A 19,306-nucleotide genomic window follows, 5' to 3' on the forward strand; every position below is an offset into this window, starting at 1 on the left:
ATTTTGGATCCAATCTTGACACTTTGAGATCCAACACCTGAGGATCGGTACCCAAGGAGGCCCACATGCCGGACCAGTCAACTGGATCGTCCTCACCCGGTTCCGCCCCGTCGACGGCGTCGCGCCGCACCATGCTCCGGGGCGCGGGACTCCTCGGAGTGGGCGTCGGCTTCGGGCTCCCCGCCCTGCTCAGCGCCTGTGGCGCCGCGGCCGACGATGCCAAGGGAAGCAGCAAGGGCGGCACGCTGACCCTGGCCATCGACGCGACCAGCGCGGTCAACGACCCGTCGTTCTACACCTCGTTGGGCGACTGGATGGCCGTCGACTGCATCTGCCGGGGCCTGACCTTCATCTCCTTCGAGACCAACGAGCCCACCCCCGACCTGGCCAAGAGCTGGACGATCTCCGACGACCAGCTCACCTACACCTTCACCCTGCGCGAGGGCGTCAAGTTCCACGACGGCACCACGCTGACCTCGGCGGACGTACTGGCCAGCCTGGGGCGGCAGTTCGACGAGAAGGACAAGACGCTCCCGAAGGGCGCCACCCGCCCGCTGTCCGACCTCGGCGCGAACGTCGCCTCGCTGACCGCCCCGGACGACCTCACCGTCAAGATGGTCCTCAAGAAGCCGGACCGGACCGCCCTCGGCCAGCTCTCCGACATCGGCGGCCGCATCATCTCGAAGGCCGCGCTGACGAAGTACGGCGCGGACATCGGCAAGCACCTCGTCGGCACCGGCCCCTTCGCCTTCTCCGCCGCCACCTCCGGCCAGTCGATCACCCTCACCGCCTTCGACGACTTCCGCCTCGGCAGACCGCCTGTCGACCGGCTGGTGCTGCGCCAGGTCCAGGACCCCTCGACGATCGTCAGTTCGCTGCTCAGCGGCGACATCTCGGCCACCCAGTTCACCCCGTACTCGGCCGCCGCGCAGCTCCGCAAGGACGACTCGGTGACGGTCTACAAGACGCCGTACAACGCCAACGCGATCCTGATGATCGACGCCCGCCGCGTCCCCGAGCTCAAGGTCCGCCAGGCCATCAACCTCGCGATAGACCGCAAGTCCATTCTGGATCAGGCCTTCTACGGCGTCGGGGCGCTGCCCGCGGGCTACGCGATCCCGCCCGCGCAGAGCGGCTACGACACCAGCCTCGCCGATCTCTCCACCCAGGACACCGCCAAGGCGAAGAAGCTCGTCGCCGAGGCCGGCGCGGGCGGCCGGCGGATCCGGCTCATGGCGGCGAGCGATTCCTGGCACCCGAAGGCCGCGCAGATCGTCGCCCAGAACCTGACCGACGTCGGCTTCAAGGTGGTCACCACCTCCGTCGACCCGGCCACCTACTTCACCCGGCTCCTCGACGGCAAGGACGACTACCACGACCTGATGATCTGGGAGCGCAACACCTACGTCCCGGACGCCAACGACATGGTCGGCGCCATGGCCAGCCCCACCGGTCTCTACGGCGCGACGATCACCGGCATGGACACGCTCAAGGACGCCGCCTCGCTCCAGGCGGAGCTGGACACGGCCAAGAACCTGCCCCTCGGTGCGCAGCGCACGGCTGCCTACACGAAGATCCAACGCCGTTGGGCCGAGGACTACATGGTCCTGTCGATGCTGTCCTGCTTCGCCAACCTGGTGGTCAGCGGCTCGCACGTGAAGCACATGAACACGGCCGCGCTGGCCAACCACCGGTGTTACATGGAGAAGGCCAGTGTCTGACACCACGACAGCTCCACCACCCGTGGCGACCGTGCGGCCCCCTTCGTCGCCCTTCACCGGGCGGACCGTCCTCGCCGCCTGGCGTCGGCGCCGGTTGGGACGGTCCTGGCCGGCCGTGCTGTCGTGGCTCGTGCTGGTCGCGCTGGTCCTGGTGGCTGCCGTGGGGCCGCTGTTCGTCCAGGCGGACCCGCTGCGTCAGACCTCGTCGGCGCTGCTGCCGATGGGCTCGGCGGGTCACCTCTTCGGCACGGACGACCTGGGCCGCGACGAACTGGCCCGACTGGTGCACGGCGCCCGCCCGTTGCTGCTCGTGGCCTTCGCCGCGACCGCGCTCGCCGCCGTCGTCGGCACCGGGATCGGGCTCCTCGCCGGATACCTCGGCGGTGTGGTGGAACAGATCCTGATGCGGATCGTGGACCTCGCGCTCGCGTTCCCCTCCATCCTGCTCGTCATCCTCCTCGTGGCGGCCGCGGGACCGGGCACGGTCAGTCTGATCTTCGGCATCGGGGTGTCCCTCGCGCCCGGCCTGGCCCGGCTGGCCCGTGCCCTGACCGCCCGCGAGGCGGCCCGTGACTACGTCGTCGCCTGCAAACTGGGCGGCACCCGCACCCCGCGCATCCTCGCCCGCGAACTCCTCCCGAACATCGCCGGACCGATGCTCGCCCAGGTCGTCATGACCCTCTCGATCGCGGCCGGTTTCGCCGCCGGCCTCTCCTACCTCGGCCTCGGCATCCAACCCCCGCAGCCCGACTGGGGCTACATGGTCCAGGCGGGCCAGGAGTTCCTCTACACGGCACCCCGACTGGTCGTCCTGCCCGCGACGTTCACGCTGCTGTTCGTCGTCGCCTGCAACTTCGTGGGCGACGACCTGCGCGACGCACTCGACGTACGGGGGCCGGCGTGACCACCGCACTCCTCCCCGTCCGCACGCCCAAGTGGGCGGCGGGAACAGCCCTGTTGGTCCTACGACGGCTCGCGGTCATCCCCGTCGTGCTGTTCGCGCTGGCCAGCCTGGTGTTCCTCGCGATGCGCCTGCTCCCCGGCTCACCGGCGACCTCGCTCGCGGCCGGCGGCAACAACCTCTCCGCGTCCCAACTGGCGGTGAACGAGGCACGCGTCAACAAGGCCCTCGGCCTCGACCGACCGCTCCTCGTCCAATACGGCAGCTTCCTCAACGACCTCGTGCACCTACGGCTCGGCACCTCGTTCTACGGCTCCAACAGCGTCCTGGGCCTCCTCGGCGACGCGCTCCCCGCCACCATCGAGCTGACCCTCGCGGCGATGACGATCGCGGTCCTGCTCGGTGTCGTCACCGGGGTCATCGCCGCGCTGCGCAAAGGGAGTTGGATCGACCACTCGACCCGGGCCGTCGCCACGGTCAGCTTCTCGCTGCCGTGGTTCGCGCTCGGCGTGCTCGGCATCGTCGTGTTCGGCGTGTGGCTGCGCTGGCTCCCGGTCCTGGGCCGGCTGCCCAGCTCGCTCGACTACAACCCGACCACCAACTTCGTTCTCCTGGACGCGATCCTGCAGAACCGCCCGGAGCTGGTGTGGCCCTGGATCCAGCATCTGATCCTGCCCGCCGTCACGCTGGCGCTGTCGATGGCCGGGTTCATCACCCGCATCGTGCGCGCCTCGGTGCTGGAGGTCCTCGACGACGACTTCGTACGGACCGCCCGGATGAAGGGCCTCAGCGAGAGCGTGGTGGTCCGCCACCACGTGCTGCGCAACTCCTGGCTGCCCATCGTGACCGTCCTGGGGCTCCAGTTCGGTTCCCTGCTGGGCGGTTCGGTGATCACCGAGACGGTCTTCTCGTACGCCGGTGTCGGCCGCCTGCTCGTGCAGGGCGTCCTGCAACGCGACTACCCCGTCGTGCAGGGCGCGGCCCTCGCCATCGCGCTCCTCTTCACCCTGGTCAACCACGCGGTGGACCTGTTGTACACGGTCCTCGATCCGCGGCTACGGAAAGGATGACCCGCATGGACATCGTGCTCGTCCACGGTGCCGGCGGACGACCGACGACCTGGTCGGCCGTCCAGCCCCTGCTGGCAGCCCGCGGCCACCGGCTGTTCACCGTCACCAACCCGATGACCTCGCTGGAGGACGACGTCGCCAACACGGCGGCCGTGCTGGCGGAGACAACAGGCCCGGTGCTGCTGGCCGGGCACTCCTACGGCGGCGCGGTCATCAGCAATGTCGGGCGCGATCCGCGGGTCAAGGGGCTTGTCTACATAGCCGCGTTCGGGCCGGACGAGGGCGAGACGGTCAGCGGGATCGTCGAGCGGTACGAGGAGGCGGAGATCTCCAAGTACATGCGGCGCGGCCCGAACGGTGAGTGGAAGTCCGAGACGAGCGAGGAGTTCTGGGCGGAGATAGGCCCCGACCTCTCCCCCGAGCAGCGGGCCGTGGTGGAGGCGGAGGGCCGCAAGGCGGAGAACCTCATCTTCACCCAGCCGACGGGCACACCGGCCTGGCGCACCCTGCCCAGTTGGTATCTGGTCGCCGACGACGACCGCACGCTGCGCCCGGAGATCCAGAACGACATGGCGGACCGCATGAAGGCCACCGTCGAGCACGTGCCGGGCAGCCACTACACGACTCTCGTGTGGCCCGAGCGCGTCGCCGACCTGATCCACACGGCGGCCCTGGCCGTGGGCGACGGCTCATGACCCCCGCGCCCGTGCTCGAAGTCCGGGATCTGCGCGTCCAGTTCGACGTACCGGCGGGCCGGCTGCCCGCCGTGGACGGTGTGGACCTCACCCTCCGCCAGGGCGAAGTCCTCGCGCTGGTCGGCGAGTCGGGGTCCGGGAAGTCCGCCCTGTCGATGAGCCTGGTCGGTCTCAACCGTGGTCCGCGCACCCACATCAGCGGCGAGGCGGTCTTCAAGGGCCGTGACCTCGTCGCCGCGTCGGAGCGGGAATTGCGCGGGGTGCGCGGCAAGGACATCGCGGTCGTCTTCCAGGACGCGCTGGCCGCGCTCAACCCGCTGCACCGGGCGGGCGCCCAGGTCTCCGAGATGATCCGAGCCCACCGCGACGTGACACGGGGTCAGGCGACCAGCCGGGCCGTGGAGTTGCTCGGCGAGGTCGGCATCGCAAGCCCCGACCGCACGGCACGCGCCTACCCGCACCAGCTCTCCGGGGGCATGCGCCAACGCGTGATGATCGCCATGGGCCTGGCCAACGACCCGGTGGTACTGATCGCGGACGAGCCCACCACCGCCCTCGACGTCACGATCCAGGCCCAGGTGCTGGCCGTACTCAAACGCGTCCAGCGCGACCACGGCACCTCCGTCCTGCTGATCACCCACGACCTGGGCGTCGTCGCCGAGGTCGCCGATCGGGTGGCCGTGATGTACGCGGGCCGGATCGTGGAACAGGGCCTGCGCGAAGAGGTGCTGTTCCACCCCCAACACCCTTACACCATGGGCCTGTTGGGATCCGTCCCACCCATCGACGGTCCTGTCGTACGACGGCTGCCGACCATCGCGGGCAGCCCGCTCACCGGGGTCGACCGGCCGTCCGGGTGCGCGTTCGCTCCCCGGTGCCCCTTCGTCCACGACGCGTGTTCCGAGCGGCCCGTGCTGCGGCGGCGGCACGGTGACGACGGGCATCTCGACGCCTGTGTGCTGCCCTCCCCCGCCCGTGCCACGGCCCGTTCCCAGGGAGGTCTCGCATGACCGCCGCGCTCGTCCAGGCCCGCGCGTTGCGGGTCGAGTATCCGGGCCGGGCGGGCGGCAGGGTCCGGGCACTGCGCGACGTCGACCTCGACATCCTCCAGGGCGAGACCCTGGGCCTGGTCGGCGAGTCGGGGTGCGGCAAGTCCACGCTGGGTCGCGCCCTGTTGCGGGTGATCGAACCCGCCTCGGGCCGCATCGAGTTCGACGGCACCGACCTCACCCGGCTGCGCGGGCGTCAACTGCGCCGTACCCGGGCCGAGTTGCAGATGGTCTTCCAGGACCCGTTCGGTTCGCTGAACCCACGCCGCAGGATCGCCGACATCGTCGCCGAACCCCTGCTGCGGGCGCGCGGTGCCACCCGGGCCGAGGCCGCGAAGGCGGTGGCCGAACTGCTCGACCTGGTGGGTCTGGGCGCGGAGGCCGGCGGTCGCCGGCCGCACGAGTTCTCCGGAGGCCAGCGCCAACGCATCGGTATCGCACGGGCCTTGGCCTCCTCCCCGCAGTTCGTGGTGGCCGACGAGGCGGTCTCCGCGCTGGACGTGTCGATCCAGGCCCAGGTGCTGAACCTGCTGTCGGACCTGGTCCGCGACCGCGGCCTGACGATGCTGTTCATCTCGCACGACCTGGGCGTCGTACGGCACATCGCCGACCGGATAGCGGTCATGTACCTCGGCCAGATCATCGAGGTCGCCTCCCGCGACGACTTCTTCGCCGCCCCCGCACACCCCTACAGCCGGGCGCTGCTGTCCTCCGTTCCCGTGCTGCGGCCCGGAGAGACCCGCGAACAGCAGGTGCTGGAGGGCGAGTTGCCCGATCCGGCGAATCCGCCCGAGGGCTGTCTGTTCCGCACCCGGTGCCCCATCGCCACGGAGCGGTGCCGCACCAGCGCGCCCGAGCTGCGCGAGATCGCGCCGGGCCGCAGTGTGCGCTGCCATCTCCCCCTGGTCTCAAGCGAGCAGCACGTCGCGAGTAGCGAGTAAGGACGAACCGCCTTGATCATCGACGCGTACAACACCACTCAGGACGTCCGCGGCCGTTCCGACTACCTCACCGGCGCCCGCAAGGGCCAGGCCCCGCCGCCGTACAAACCCTTCGAACCGCGCCGCATCCTCGACCGGATGGACGCGGCCGGGGTGGACATGGCGATGGTGTGCTCGCTCGCGCAGCGCATCGAGAACGACTTCATCGCCTCGCTGGTGGCCTCCTACCCGGACCGGTTCTTCGGCTTCGGGCAGGTGATGCCGCAGGCCGACGACGCGCTCGACGAGATCGACCGGATGGCCGACGCGGGCCTGGTCGGGCTGAAGCTGCATCCGAGCCTGCACGGCTACCACGTCGCCGACCACGGCCTGCTGGACCCGGTCTTCGAGGCGTGCGCGCGGCGCGGGCTGCTGGTGCTGATCAACGCTCTCGACGACGCGTTCTGCGCACCGCTGGCCATCGAGGAGATCGCCCGGGACCACCCCGAAGTCCCCACGATCATCGCCCACATGGGGGCCGTCTGGAACGTCCCGGAGGCGATCATCGTGGCCGAACGGCAGCCGCACGTGTACCTGGAGACGTCCGCGACGCTGATGAGCGACGTGAAGCGCGCCTACGCGCGGCTCGGCCCGGAGAAGATCCTGATGGGCAGCGAGTGGCCGGGGTCGGACTTCGACCTGGAGCGCATGAAGATCGCCAAGGCGGTCGAGGACGAGAAGGACCGCGCGCTGGTCGAAGGCGGCAACATGGCCCGGCTGTTGGGGCTGACGGTATGAGCGCCGTGGGTGCGCGAACCGTGTCCGTGCCGCCGTCGATGGGCGAGGACGACGTCGAACTCCTCGCCACCGCACAGCACTTGCTCGCCCGGGTCTGGAAGTCGGGCCGTCACGAGGTCGCGACCGCGCTCCGCACGGCGGACGGCCGGGTGCACACCGGGGTCCATGTGGAGGGTTCCTGCCGGCGCAGTTCGATCTGTGCCGAGGGGGTGGCCATGGGCACCGCCCGGGGCGCCCTGCCCGCCGGTGCGGAGCTGAGCATCACCTCGGTGGTCTCGGTGCAGATCAAGCCGGCGGGATCGTTCCGGATCATCGCGCCGTGCGGGGTGTGCCGTGAACTGATCAGCGACTACTGCCCGGACGCCACCGTGTGGGTCACCACGGTCGACGGGGACGAGCCCGTCCCGCTGCGCGCCCTGGACCTGCTGCCCGAGAAGAGCCGACGCCGATGGTGAGCGCCATCGGTCCCGAGGAGAGGAGAGCCATGTCGTCCGTCTTCGTCACCGGTCCGTCCGGACGAACCGTCCCCACCGGGCTCGATGTCCCCGAACTCGCCGCCCGGTTGGGCGGATCCGGGTCGCCCGTGCTGTGGGAGGAGCTGACCTGGCCCGAGGCGGAGTCGACGGCCGCCGCCCAGGACGCCGTCATCATCCCCGTCGGCGCCACCGAGCAGCACGGCCCCCATCTCCCCCTGGCCGTGGACACCCGGATCTGCGAGGCGGTCGCCCTCGGCGTCTCCGCACTCACTGGCGTGCCCGTCCTGCCGCCCCTGAGCTTCGGCGTGTCCGCGTCCCACGGCGACTTCGCCGGGACGGTGGCGCTGCGGCCGGAGACCATGATCGCCGTGGTCGAGGACGTCATCGACTCCCTGTACGCCTCTGGAGTACGGCAGTTCGTACTGCTCAACGGGCACATCTGGAACAACGGCGCGCTCGACGTGTCGGCCGAGAAGCTGAGGGTCCGTCACAAGGACGCACGCGTGCGGGCGTTGGGGTACGTGACGATGTACCCGGGGCCGGAGGTCGACGGACATGTCACCTACGGGCGGGCGTTGATGCACGCCAACTTCTTCGAGACGTCCGTGATGCTGCATCTGGCGCCGGAGCTGGTGCGGATGGAGCGGGCCACCTCCCATGTCGACGTCGACTCGTTCTGGGACTACCGCATGGACCAGGTCAGCGAGACCGGGGTCTGGGGCCGGGATGTCGCCGACGCGAACCCCAAGCACGGGGAGGCGGAGTTCGACCGCTGTGTCCTGACCACCGCCCGGGCGGTGTCCACGGCGGTCCGTGAGCCGTGGCCCGACCCCACTCACCGTCCCGGACGCCAGGCGTGAAGGAGAACACCGTGGACCCCAGCATCGTGATCCCCCACCTGCCGGAGTGCGAGCCCATGCTCATCGGCGGCGAGTGGACCACCGGCACCGCGACGGAGCGGATATCGGTGCTCGACCCCGCCACCCGGAAGCAGCTCACCACGGTCGTCCAGGCGGGCTCCGCCGAGGTGTCGGCGGCGGTCGAGGCCGCCACCTCCGCGCACCGGGACCGCCGTTGGCGCGGGCTGCCGCCCCGGCGGCGCCGTGACGTCCTGCTGCGCCTCGCCGACCTGGTGGAGCGCGACGCCGAGCAACTGGCGGTGCTGGACACCCTCGACAACGGCAAGGCCGTCGAACGCGCCCGCGGCGATGTGGAGTTGGGCCTCCAGGCCATCCGCCACTTCGCGGGCACCCCGACCCGGCTGGAGGGCACCGTGCACGCGGCCGGCCCCGACCGGCACGTGTACAGCGTCCGCGAACCGGTGGGCGTGGTGGCCGCCGTACTCCCGTGGAACTTCCCGTTCATGATCGCGGCCTGGAAGATCGCCCCGGCCCTGGCCGCCGGTTGCACGGTCGTGGTCAAGCCGGCCGAGCAGACCCCGCTCACCGCGCTGCGGTTGGCTGCGCTCTGTCTGGAAGCGGGCGTGCCCGAGGGCGTCGTCAACGTCCTGACCGGTGACGGGCGTACGGGCGCGGAACTGGTCGCCCATCCCGGCGTCGCCAAAGTGTCCTTCACCGGGTCGACGGAGGTCGGGCGGCACATCATGGCCGCGGCGGCGCCGTCGTTGAAGCGGCTGACACTCGAACTGGGCGGCAAGTCACCCAACATCGTCTTCGCCGACGCCGATCTCGACGCGGCCGTGCCGAACGCCGTGCGCGCGGTGTTCGGGCACTCCGGGCAGATGTGCACGGCGGGCAGCAGGCTGCTGGTGGAGCGCACGATCGTCAAGGAGTTCCTCGACCGGCTGGTGCCGGCCGTGGAGGCGCTGCGGATCGGCCCGGGCCTTTCGGGCGGCATCAACATCGGTCCGCTGGTGTCGCAGGAGCAGTACGACCGCGTCACCGGCTACGTCGAACTGGGCCGCGCCGAGGGCGCCGAGGTGGCAGTGGGCGGCGAACCGCTGCCCGGGCCGGGGTGGTTCGTGCCGCCGACGGTGTTCACCGAGGTCGCCCCCGGCATGCGGATCGCCCGGGAGGAGATCTTCGGGCCGGTCGCCACGATCCTGCCCTTCGACAGCGAGGAGGAGGCGATCGCGCTGGCCAACGACAGCGAGTACGGGCTCGCCGCCGGCGTGTGGACCGGCAGTCTGGCCCGGGCCCATCGCACGGCCGCCGCGCTGGAGGCGGGGACCGTGTGGGTCAACACGTACAACGAGTTCGACCCCGCCGTGGCCTTCGGCGGGATGAAGCAGTCCGGCCTCGGCAGGGACCTCGGCGACGCCGCCGTCGACGGGTTCACCGAGCTCAAGAGCGTGACGATCGCCCTGTGAGCGCGCCCGTGACGGCCACAACGGCCACCTCGCCCCCGAACCCACCGCCCCCGCGCCCTCTGAACGTCGCGGCCGAACGCGCCCGTACGCCGGGCTCGTTCACCGGTCACCACTTCAACGCGGCCGGTGCGGCCCTGCTCGCCAACGGCACCGTCGAGGCGGTCATCGACCATCTGCGCGCGGAGAGCCTGGCCGGCGGCTACGAGGCCGCCAAGCACGCGGCTCCGGCCCTGGAGGCCGTCTACGCGCGTACCGCCGAGCTCCTCGGCGCCCGGTTGGAGGAGGTCGCCCTCGTCGAGAGCGCGACGGCCGGCTGGCAGCGGGCCGTGTCGGCCCTTCGACTGCGCCCCGGTGACCGGGTGTTGGCGGCCCGCTCCAGTTATGTCAGCAGCGCGCTGCATCTGCTGTCGGTCGAACGCGACCACGGTGTGCGGGTCGAGCTGCTGCCCAACGGCCCTGACGGAGCGGTGGACTTGGAGGCGTTGGAGACGGCGCTGCGGGCGGGACCGGCCGCGCTGGTGACGGCCGCGCATGTCCCGACGTCCTCGGGGCTGGTCGAACCCGCGTCGTCCATCGGCGCGTTGGCGGGCGCCCACGGGGTCCCCTTCCTGCTGGACGCCACGCAGTCGCTCGGGCAACTTCCGGTGGACATGGGTGCCATCGGCTGCGACCTGCTCATCGGCACCGGCCGGAAGTTCCTGCGCGGCCCGCGCGGCACGGGCCTGCTCGCGGTCCGCCGCCCCCTTCTGGACCGGCTCGCCCCCGAGGCGCCCGATGTCCGGGGCGCCGTATGGACCGCCGAGCGCAGTTGGGAACTGGTGCCGGACGCCAAGCGCTTCGAACTCTGGGAGGCCGCACACGCCCTGCGCCTCGGCCTCGGCGCCGCGCTGACCGCCCTCGGCGCGCTGGGCGTCGACACCGTCTCACGCCACCTCACAGCCCTCGCCGCCACCCTGCGCGAACGCCTCTCCGCACTCCCGGGCGTGTACGTCACCGACCCCCCGGCCGCGGGCGGCGCCATCGTCACCTTCGTGGTCGACGGCCTGGACGCCTCCGAGGTCCAACGCCAACTCACCTACCGCCGCGTCCACTTGATCGCGGTACCGGCAGGACACGGCCGCTGGGACATGGACCACCGGGGCCTGACCAAGGTGGTCCGAGCCTCCGTCCATGTCTACAACGACCAGGACGACCTGGACGCGCTGGTGGAGGCGGTACGCGAGATCGTGTGCTTGCAGGGGCGCGGTACGGGTTCCGGTGTGGGGCGGCAGGAGCGGGGGGCGGGAGACGCGGGGCGGGGGAACGCGGAGGCGGATACGGGAGACGCGGGGCGGGGCCAGGCGGAGCCCGAGGCAGGAGACTCACGGCAGAACAACGCGCAGCCGGAAGCCGATCGCGTCATTCCCACGCCCACGCCGTCGCTGTCAGCGTCTCGGACCACGCCCCAGCCCGCGCCCGCGGGCCCTCAGAGCCTGGCGCCGAGCGTCGGCGCCGCAGCGCCCACACCATCGGCACCGTCGTCCCAGACCGCGCCCATGCCCACGCACTCGCAGACTCAGGCCCCGAGCTTCGCCCCCGGAACCACCGCACCTGCGCCCCCGACACCTCGGCCCACACCCGCGCACTCGAACTCGCCGGCCCAAGCGCCGAGTGTCGGGCCAACGACATCCGCGCTCGCAGCCACACAGGGCACGGGGCACAGCACCGGTTCCACGGGGCCCGCGCCGTCCCCCGGGACATCCCACATCTCGCCCACACCCACGAACCCGCAGGCCCACGTGCCGGGCACCGGTCACGCAACGCCCGCACCATCGCCCGCGCCCTCACCGGCGGCCCCACGCACCCCCCACCACACCCACGACGCGATCGTCGTCGGCCTCGGCGTGCACGGCAGTGCCGCCCTGCGTCACCTGGCCGCGCGCGGACTCGATGTGCTCGGGCTCGAACAGTACGGCCTGCACCACGACTTGGGCTCCTCGCACGGCGCGACCCGGATGATCCGCCGCGCCTACCCCCACCCCGACTGGGACGCCCTGGTCGACACCGCCTACCAGGCCTGGGCGGAGCTGGAGGGCGCCTCGAAGGCCCAACTGCTCGACATCACCGGCGGGTTGTACGCGGCGCCGCAGGACCGCCCCGATCCGCTGCGCGGCCCGGGCTGCCGACAGGTCGACGGCGAGGAGGCGGCCCGGATCTTCCCGGGACTGCGACTGCCGGCCGGATTCACCGCGGTGCACGACCCGCGCGCCGGCATCATCGACGCGCAGGAGACGCTTCGCGCCCAACTGACCCTGGCCGAACGGGCCGGAGCGCACATGCACGACCACGCCCGCGTCCTCGGCTGGGAAGCGGACGGCGACAAGGTGGTGGTCCGCACCGGCAAGGCCGTCCTGCGCACCCGGCGCCTGGTGCTGTGCACCGGCCCCTGGACGGCAGCCCAAGTCCCTCCCCTTGCACCGCATCTGACGGTCACTCGGATCGTCAACGCCTACTTCGCCGCCGACCCTGCGGGCCCGCTCGGCCCGTCCGGCCTGGGCAGCTTCTCCGTCGATCTGCCGCAGGGCCTGCTCTACGGGTTCCCCGCGACCGACGGCCGCGGCCTCAAGGCAGGGCTGGACAGCGGTCCGCCCTGGGACCCGCAGGCAGCCCGCCCCGAGGCGACCGACGCCGAACTCGCCCTGCTCGCCGAGGCGGTGGCCCAGGTGCTGCCCGGCGCCGGGCCGGTGACCGAGAGCCTGACGTGCCTCTACACGATGACCGCCGACCGGCGTTTCCTGGTCGGCGAGGTGCCGGGCGTACCGCGGGTGCTGGTGGCGTCGGCGTGCTCGGGGCACGGGTTCAAGTTCGGGCCGGCGATCGGCGAGGCGCTGGCCGACCTGGTGTGCGGAACCGCCCGCCCGGACCTGGACTTCCTGTCCCCGGCCCGGCTGTTCCCCGGCGGAACCCCGTGACGCGCCGCCCCGGGTCGGACACGACCCGCTCAGCCGTGGAACACCGTCTGGGAGCGACGCTCGTACCAGGCCGTCAGATACTCACCGGAGCTGATGACGTGCTCGCGCATCAACGCGTCCGCACGGTCGGCGTCGTGCGCGGCCAACGCCTCGATCACGGCCTCGTGTTCACGGATGTTGAGCTGCCGGTGGCGCTCGTCGCCCGCGAGGGCGAGCGAGGAGACGTTGCGCGGGAAACTCTCGTTGATCCGGTCGATCATCCGGGTCAGCCAGGGGTTGTCGGCCGCTTCGCAGATGACCGTGTGGAAGCAGTCGTTCGCCGCCCTGGTCGCGGTGCTCCCGCCCCCCGTCCCCTCACCGGCGGCGCGCGCCACCGCCTCGCACAGGACGGCGTTGTGCTCGCGCAGCGCGGCGAGCCCCCGTTCGGTGATGCGGGACGCGGCGCGCCGGGCGGCCATGCCCTCCAGTTCGGCCCGCACCTCGTAGGCCTGGCGCACCTCCCAGGGCGCGGGCACCCGGACCACGGCGCCGCGGTTCGGCTGCATCTCGATCAGCCCGCCGTTCTGCAGTTGGCGCAACGCCTCGCGCACCGGTGTGCGGCTGACCCCGAACTCGGTGGCCAGCGCCGCCTGGCGCAGCGGTTTGCCGATCGCCAGCTCGCCGTTCATGATCCGCGCGCGGATGCGGGCCGCGATGTCGTCGACGAGGGGGCTCTCGTCAGTCTGTGGCGTCATCGGAGTCGGTCTGACCCTTCTCGGGGCGGTCGGGGGGTGCGCGGTGGTTGAGCAGTTTGCCACGCGGCCGAAGCCGTCCACAGCCGCTCATTTTTGGATCCACTTCCATGATATCCGCATCCAATAGGAGAGCCGCATGATTCCGGACTTCGCCAAGGCGATCGACGTGTCCGTTCCCATCCATCCCGGCATGCTGCACTGGGGCCGCCGGCCCGAGGTGGAGATCGTCGAGTCCCGCACCGCCGGCGACCCGTCCAACGTGAGCCGCTGGCGGATCGGCGCCCACACCGGCACCCACATCGACGCTCCGGCCCACTTCATCGACGGCGGCAAGACGGTCGACCGGCTCGACCTGTCCGCCCTCAACGGAACCGCGCGCGTCCTCGACCTGACCCACGTCAAGGAACAGATCACCGCCGCCGATCTCGACGCGGCCGGCCTCGGCACGGAGGAGCGGGTGCTGCTGCGCACCAGCAATTCCGAGGGTGTGCTGCGCAGCCCGTGGAAGGCCCGGCAGTGGGTCGGACTGGCCCCGGACGGCGCGGAACGGCTCATCGAGGCCGGGGTGCGCACCGCGGGCATCGACTACCTCAGCATCGAGGCCGTCGCTTACACCACCCACTGGGAGACGCACCAACTCCTGTGCGGAGCCGACGTGTTGATCCTGGAGGTCGTCGACCTCCTGCACACGCCCGCCGGGGTCTACGACATGATCTCCCTCCCCCTGCCCCTCCAGGGCGCCGAGGCCGCACCCTCGCGCACCGTGCTGTTCCCGAGGGACGAGGCATGACAGCCGCCTCCCCGCTGATCCTGGCCGCACCGCACCCGGCGGCGCTGACGGCGGCCCGCCGTGCGGCCGAGCGCGGCGGCAACGCCGTGGACGCGGCGCTGGCGGCGGCCGCCGCCCTCACCGTCGTCTACCCCCACCAGTGTTCGCTGGGCGGTGACTTGATCGCCCTCGTCCACGCCCCCGGCGGTTCGGTGCGCGCGATCGTCTCGGCGGGGGCGGCGGCAGAGGCCGTGGACGTCGAGGCATTGCGCGCCGCCGACCGGCGGATGCCCGCGCAGGGGCCGCACACGGTGACCGTGCCCGGTGTGGTGGCGGGCTGGACCGCGCTCGCCGAGGCCCATGGCACGCCCGGTGCCCTGGCCGCCGCGCTGCGGGACGCCGCCGAGCTGGCCGAGGACGGGGCCACCGTGTCGGCCGGTCTGGCGCGCGCCGTCCGCGAACGGGCCCCGCAGATCGCCGCGGACCCCGGGCTCGGCGCGCTGCTGACCGGCCCCGACGGCGTGCCGGTCGGCGAGGGCGATCCGCTGCCCCAGCCCCGGCTGGCCGCCGTACTGCGCACGCTCGCCGACGATCCGTCGTCCTTCTACCGGGGCGCGATCGCCGAGGCGCTGGCCAACGGGCTGCGCCGGGCCGGGAGTTCACTCACCGCGGGCGATCTCGCTGCCCATCAGGCGGCGGACGTAGAGCCGTTGACGCTGGACGTGGCCGGAACCCGTTGGTGGACCGCGCCGCCGCCGAGCCAGGGGGCGAGCCTGCTGGCCGTACTGGAGATCGCCGCCTCGGTGGCGAAACTGCCCGAGCCGGAGCGCACCGGTGTGCTGGCCGCCCGCTGTCAAGACGCCTCGGCGGCACGGGACTTGCTGCTCGGTGATCCGCTCGGCCCCACCCCCCTCGACCTGGACGGGCTGCTGCACCCGGCCCCGCTCGCCGGTACGGAGCCTCCCGAACCGCCCTTCCGGCCCGCCGGGGACACCGTCGCGATCACCGCCGTGGACGCGTCCGGGCTGGCCGTCTCCCTGATCCAGAGCGTCTACCAGACCTTCGGCTCCGGCATCTGCGACCCGGAGACGGGCATCGTGCTGCACAACCGCGGCTCGGCGTTCAGTCTGCTGCCCGGCCATCCGGCCCTCATCGGCCCCGGGTTGCGGCCACCGCACACCCTGTGCCCGGTGCTCGGCCGGTCCGCCGAGCTACTGCTCGCCGCCGGTTGCCAGGGTGGCCGGGCGCAGCCGCAGATCCTCGCCCAGACCGTGCCCGACCTGATGGACCCGGCCGCCGATCCGGCCGCCGTACTGGACCGCCCGCGCTGGGTGATCGGCGCCCGCGACATCGGCCACGAGACACAGACACTGCTGGCAGAACCCGCGTCCGTCCCTGCCGTCGCGGGCGCGATCCCGTCGGTGGTTCCGGTCGTCGTAGCGCCGGGCCGTACCGATCTGGCCGGTCACACCCAGGCCGTACGACTGTCCGCCGGCGGTCGACTGGACGGCGCCTCCGACCCCCGCGCCGACGGCGGCACCACCTTGGAAGGAAGTTCCCTGTGAGCACGCTCGCCCCCGAACCCGTGCCGGCCGACGCACCGCATCCGCTGGACCCGCTCACCGTCACCGAACTCGCCACGGCCGTAGGGGTGTTGAGAGCAGACACCCGGGTACCCGAGGACTCGCGGTTCTGGGGTATGGCCCTGGACGAGGACCACGCGCGCCGTGCCGCACCCGGGGAGACCCGGCGGGCCCGCGCGGTGGTGTTCTCCCCCTCCGCGCGCCATGCCTTCGAGGTCGATCTCGAACTCGGCGACAAGCCGCAGACCACCGCCTGGCGGGAGTTGGACGTCCGCAGTCCGGGCTGTTCCTCGGAGGAGGCGCGGCAGGCCGCTGCCGCGTGCCGCGCCGACCCGCGGTTCCGTGAGGCGCTCGCGCTGCGCGGTATCCACGACGTGTCGCTGGTGATGGTGGACCCGGAGTCGATCGGCGGTTTCGAGCCGCCCGAGTACGCGGGCCGCCGGCTGACCTGGGGCAGCGTCTGGCACCGCACCTCCGAGGACGACAACGGCTACGCCCGCCCGGTACAGGGCGTGGTGCCGATCATCGACATGGAGACCATGGAGATCCTGCACATCGAGGACCATGGCGTGATCCCGCTGTCGGACGAATCGGGCGTGTTCGCGGCCGGAACGGTGGACGAACGACCGGGGCTGAAGCCTCTGGAAGTCGTCCAGCCGGACGGGCCGAGCTTCACCGTCACCGGGCAGCGGATCGACTGGCAGGGATGGTCGGTCCGGGTCGGCTTCAGTCATCGTGAAGGGCTCGTGCTGCACGACCTCGCCTTCGCCGCGGCCGGGAAGGGTCCTCGGCAGGTCATCCGCCGTGCGGCCGTCAACGAGATGTACGTCCCGTACTTCGACACCGCCTCCACCCAGTACCGCAAGAACTTCTTCGACTGGGGCGAGTACGGCGCGGGCCCGCTCACCAACTCCCTTGCCCTGGGCTGTGATTGCCTCGGTGTCATCCAGTACTTCGACGCGGCGGTGCTCGGCGGCGACGGCGTCCCCCGGCTCATCCCCAACGCCGTGTGCGTGCACGAGGAGGACGACGGCATCCTCTGGAAGCACCACGACGGCCGCACCGGCCGTACGGAGGTACGCCGTTCGCGCCGGCTGATCATCTCGGCGTTCGCCACCGTGGCCAACTACGACTACGGCTTCTACTGGTCGCTGTACCAGGACGGTTCGGTGATGCTGGAGATCAAGATGACCGGCATCCTCTCCGCCACCGGTGTCGAGGAGGACGAGGCGACGCCGTACGCGCGCCGGGTCGCGCCCAACGTCGCGGTCACCAACCACCAGCACTTCTTCAGCGTCCGCCTCGACATGGCGGTGGACGGCAATCCCAACCGGCTGGTCGAGGTCACCGCCGAGCACGAGCCCGACCCGGTGCTCGACCCGTACGGCAACGCGGCCCGCACCGTGCTGCGGCCGATCCTCAGCGAGTCGGAGGGCGCCCGGCGCACCGATCCGTCCCGCGGGCTGCACTGGCGGGTGGAGAGCACCGAGTCCCGCAACCGGATGGGCGAACCGACCGCGTACCGCGTGCACTTGGAGAACACGGCGGTGCTGCCGGTGCGCGAGGACAGCGTCTGCGCCCGCCGAGCCCCGTTCGTGGGACGTCAGTTGTGGGCCACGGCCTACGACGCGGAGCGGCGGTTCGTCGGCGGCGAGTACCCGAACCAGGCCGAGCCGGGCGCGGACGGCGTCCACAAGTGGCAGGAGGAGAACCGGTCGTTGGACGGCACGGACCTCGTGCTGTGGGCCACGGTCGGCTCGCACCACTTCCCGCGCCCGGAGGAGTGGCCGGTGATGCCGGTGGCCAAGGCGCGGCTGCGTCTGGAGCCCGACGGCTTCTTCGACCGCAACCCGGCCCTGGACGTGCCCGCACCCAACTCCTGCCACACGCCCGGCCCCACGGCGCCGGACCACTGCTGCGGCTGACCGCGCCTCCCCTCCCCCGAAAGGCGTCTCATGCGCGAGGAAGAGAACACCCGGCTCACCCGGACCGGGCCCGGTACCCCGGCCGGTGAGTGGATGCGCCGCTACTGGCAGCCGATCGCCCTCGGCGAGGAACTCGCGGGCGCACGACCGCTGGTGGCGCCCAAGGTGATGGGCCAGGACCTGGTCCTGTTCCGCGACGAGGACGGCGAACTCGGTCTCGTCGACCGCGGCTGCCCGCACCGGGGCGCCGACCTGGCGCTCGGCCGGCTGGAGGACGGCGGGCTGCGCTGCTGCTTCCACGGCTGGCTGTTCGCCCGTGACGGCTCCTGCCTGGACACGCCCGCCGAACCGGTCGACAGTCCGCTCAAGTCCCGGGTCCGGCTGGGCAGTTACCCGGTCCGCGAGATCAACGGCATCGTCTGGGGCTACCTCGGCCCCGGCGAACCGCCCGAACTCCCCGCCCTGGACTGCTTCCAGGCGCCCGCCGACCACGCCTTCGCCTGGAAGGGGCTGCTGGAGTGCAACTGGCTCCAGGCCCTGGAGGTCGGCATCGACCCCGCCCACGCCTCCTACCTCCATCGCTTCTTCCAGGACGAGGACCCCGCCGACAGCTACGGAAAACAGTTCCGCGCCGCCTCCCAGGGCACCGACCTCCCGATGACGAAGGTCCTGCGCGAGTACGGCCGCCCCGACATCGACGCCGTCCGCACCCCGTACGGCATCCGCCTCACCGCCCGGCGCAGGCTCGACGGCACGGACACCCAGGGCCTGCCGATGGACGGCAGCCGTACCCATGTCCGCATCACCCACCAGGTGTTCCCGCACGCCTTCCACATCCCGCTCGACGCGGAGACGGCGATCACCCAGTGGCATGTGCCGATCGACAACAACTCCAGTTACTGGTATGCCCTGTTCACCAGTGTCGGCGGTCCGGTGGACCAGGACGAGATGCGCCGACAGCGGGTCGGCGCGGTCACCCTGCCCGACTACCGGCCGCGCTTCGGCCGCGCGAACGGCTACGGCTACGACCCGGTGGAACAGCGCACGACGACGTACACCGGGCTCGGCTTCGACATCAACGTGCACGACCAGTGGGCGGTGGAGGGGCAGGGGGCCGTCCAGGACCGGACCCGCGAGCATCTGGGCCGCTCCGACAAGGCCATCGTGATGTACCGCCGGATGCTCGGCGAGGCCATCGCCGCCGTCGAGCGCGGCGAGGATCCGCTCCTGGTGCTGCCGGCCGAGGAGGCGGGCCGGTTGCACGGTCCGGTCGCCCTGGACGGGATCGGCCCGACCGAGGACTGGCAGGAGCACTGGGCCGCCGTCACCGACAAGCAGCGCGCCGACAGCAGTTGGGCGCAGCCGCTGGGAACGGACGGCTGAGC

The 19,306-nt window shown here is 71.7% G+C and carries 16 protein-coding genes; 15 read left to right on the plus strand and 1 reads right to left on the minus strand.

The genetic code is table 11. The features are described 5' to 3' along the window. Window positions 1-65 precede the first annotated feature (65 nt). From OG223_RS03570 to solA, 11 genes are read left to right on the plus strand one after another with little or no spacing between them, the layout of a single operon-like run. Window positions 66-1,721 carry an ABC transporter substrate-binding protein gene (locus tag OG223_RS03570; RefSeq protein WP_329242185.1) on the plus strand — a complete coding sequence of 552 codons (1,656 nt, stop codon included), beginning with the start codon at window positions 66-68 and terminating at the stop codon, window positions 1,719-1,721. After that, a complete protein-coding gene (locus tag OG223_RS03575; RefSeq protein WP_329242188.1) occupies window positions 1,714-2,625 on the plus strand; it encodes an ABC transporter permease in 912 nt (303 codons plus the stop codon). The genes OG223_RS03570 and OG223_RS03575 overlap by 8 nt, the downstream gene beginning before the upstream one ends. After that, the gene (locus OG223_RS03580) at window positions 2,622-3,692 is read left to right on the plus strand and encodes an ABC transporter permease (protein WP_329242191.1); all 1,071 of its coding nucleotides are present in this window, start codon (window positions 2,622-2,624) and stop codon (window positions 3,690-3,692) included. Before OG223_RS03575 ends, OG223_RS03580 begins: the two co-directional genes overlap by 4 nt. A gap of 5 nt (window positions 3,693-3,697) precedes the next feature. Beyond that, complete coding sequence (locus OG223_RS03585) at window positions 3,698-4,387, plus strand: alpha/beta hydrolase (protein WP_329242194.1); 690 nt, start codon at window positions 3,698-3,700, stop codon at window positions 4,385-4,387. After that, window positions 4,384-5,397 carry an ABC transporter ATP-binding protein gene (locus OG223_RS03590; protein ID WP_329242197.1) on the plus strand — a complete coding sequence of 338 codons (1,014 nt, stop codon included), beginning with the start codon at window positions 4,384-4,386 and terminating at the stop codon, window positions 5,395-5,397. Before OG223_RS03585 ends, OG223_RS03590 begins: the two co-directional genes overlap by 4 nt. Further along, entirely contained in the window at window positions 5,394-6,377 is a 984-nt protein-coding gene (locus OG223_RS03595; RefSeq protein ID WP_329242200.1) for an ABC transporter ATP-binding protein, read from the plus strand. The genes OG223_RS03590 and OG223_RS03595 overlap by 4 nt, the downstream gene beginning before the upstream one ends. A 12-nt stretch (window positions 6,378-6,389) precedes the next feature. After that, window positions 6,390-7,154, plus strand: a complete 765-nt coding sequence (locus OG223_RS03600; protein ID WP_329242203.1) for an amidohydrolase family protein — start codon at window positions 6,390-6,392, stop codon at window positions 7,152-7,154. Then, window positions 7,151-7,609: a cytidine deaminase gene (locus OG223_RS03605; protein ID WP_329242206.1), complete on the plus strand. Its 459-nt coding sequence runs from the start codon at window positions 7,151-7,153 to the stop codon at window positions 7,607-7,609. Before OG223_RS03600 ends, OG223_RS03605 begins: the two co-directional genes overlap by 4 nt. Window positions 7,610-7,638: 29 nt before the next feature. After that, entirely contained in the window at window positions 7,639-8,490 is an 852-nt protein-coding gene (locus tag OG223_RS03610) for a creatininase family protein (RefSeq protein ID WP_329242208.1), read from the plus strand. A gap of 11 nt (window positions 8,491-8,501) precedes the next feature. After that, the gene (locus tag OG223_RS03615; RefSeq protein WP_329242210.1) at window positions 8,502-9,959 is read left to right on the plus strand and encodes an aldehyde dehydrogenase family protein; all 1,458 of its coding nucleotides are present in this window, start codon (window positions 8,502-8,504) and stop codon (window positions 9,957-9,959) included. Then, the gene (solA, locus tag OG223_RS03620; RefSeq protein ID WP_329242213.1) at window positions 9,956-12,910 is read left to right on the plus strand and encodes an N-methyl-L-tryptophan oxidase; all 2,955 of its coding nucleotides are present in this window, start codon (window positions 9,956-9,958) and stop codon (window positions 12,908-12,910) included. Before OG223_RS03615 ends, solA begins: the two co-directional genes overlap by 4 nt. Window positions 12,911-12,939: 29 nt before the next feature. Here solA and OG223_RS03625 read toward each other — a convergent pair whose 3' ends face one another. Continuing rightward, window positions 12,940-13,644 (minus strand): GntR family transcriptional regulator, encoded by a 705-nt coding sequence (locus OG223_RS03625; RefSeq protein ID WP_329242215.1) that lies wholly within the window; start codon window positions 13,642-13,644, stop codon window positions 12,940-12,942. 136 nt (window positions 13,645-13,780) lie between these two features. Between OG223_RS03625 and OG223_RS03630 the strand changes: the two genes are divergently transcribed. Genes OG223_RS03630 through OG223_RS03645 form a run of 4 tightly spaced genes read left to right on the plus strand, consistent with a single transcriptional unit; the run spans window position 13,781 to window position 19,304 of the window. After that, entirely contained in the window at window positions 13,781-14,434 is a 654-nt protein-coding gene (locus tag OG223_RS03630; protein WP_329242216.1) for a cyclase family protein, read from the plus strand. Continuing rightward, window positions 14,431-15,978, plus strand: coding sequence for a gamma-glutamyltransferase (locus OG223_RS03635; RefSeq protein WP_329242219.1), 1,548 nt, complete (start codon window positions 14,431-14,433; stop codon window positions 15,976-15,978). Before OG223_RS03630 ends, OG223_RS03635 begins: the two co-directional genes overlap by 4 nt. After that, on the plus strand, window positions 15,975-17,921 hold the full coding sequence (locus OG223_RS03640) for a primary-amine oxidase (protein ID WP_329242222.1): 1,947 nt from the start codon (window positions 15,975-15,977) through the stop codon (window positions 17,919-17,921). The genes OG223_RS03635 and OG223_RS03640 overlap by 4 nt, the downstream gene beginning before the upstream one ends. A 30-nt stretch (window positions 17,922-17,951) precedes the next feature. Continuing rightward, a complete protein-coding gene (locus OG223_RS03645) occupies window positions 17,952-19,304 on the plus strand; it encodes an aromatic ring-hydroxylating dioxygenase subunit alpha (RefSeq protein ID WP_329242227.1) in 1,353 nt (450 codons plus the stop codon). The last annotated feature ends 2 nt before the right edge of the window (window positions 19,305-19,306 follow it).

It is taken from the genome of Streptomyces sp. NBC_01478, from assembly GCF_036227225.1.
In the GTDB taxonomy this organism is placed as follows: Bacteria; Actinomycetota; Actinomycetes; order Streptomycetales; family Streptomycetaceae; genus Streptomyces.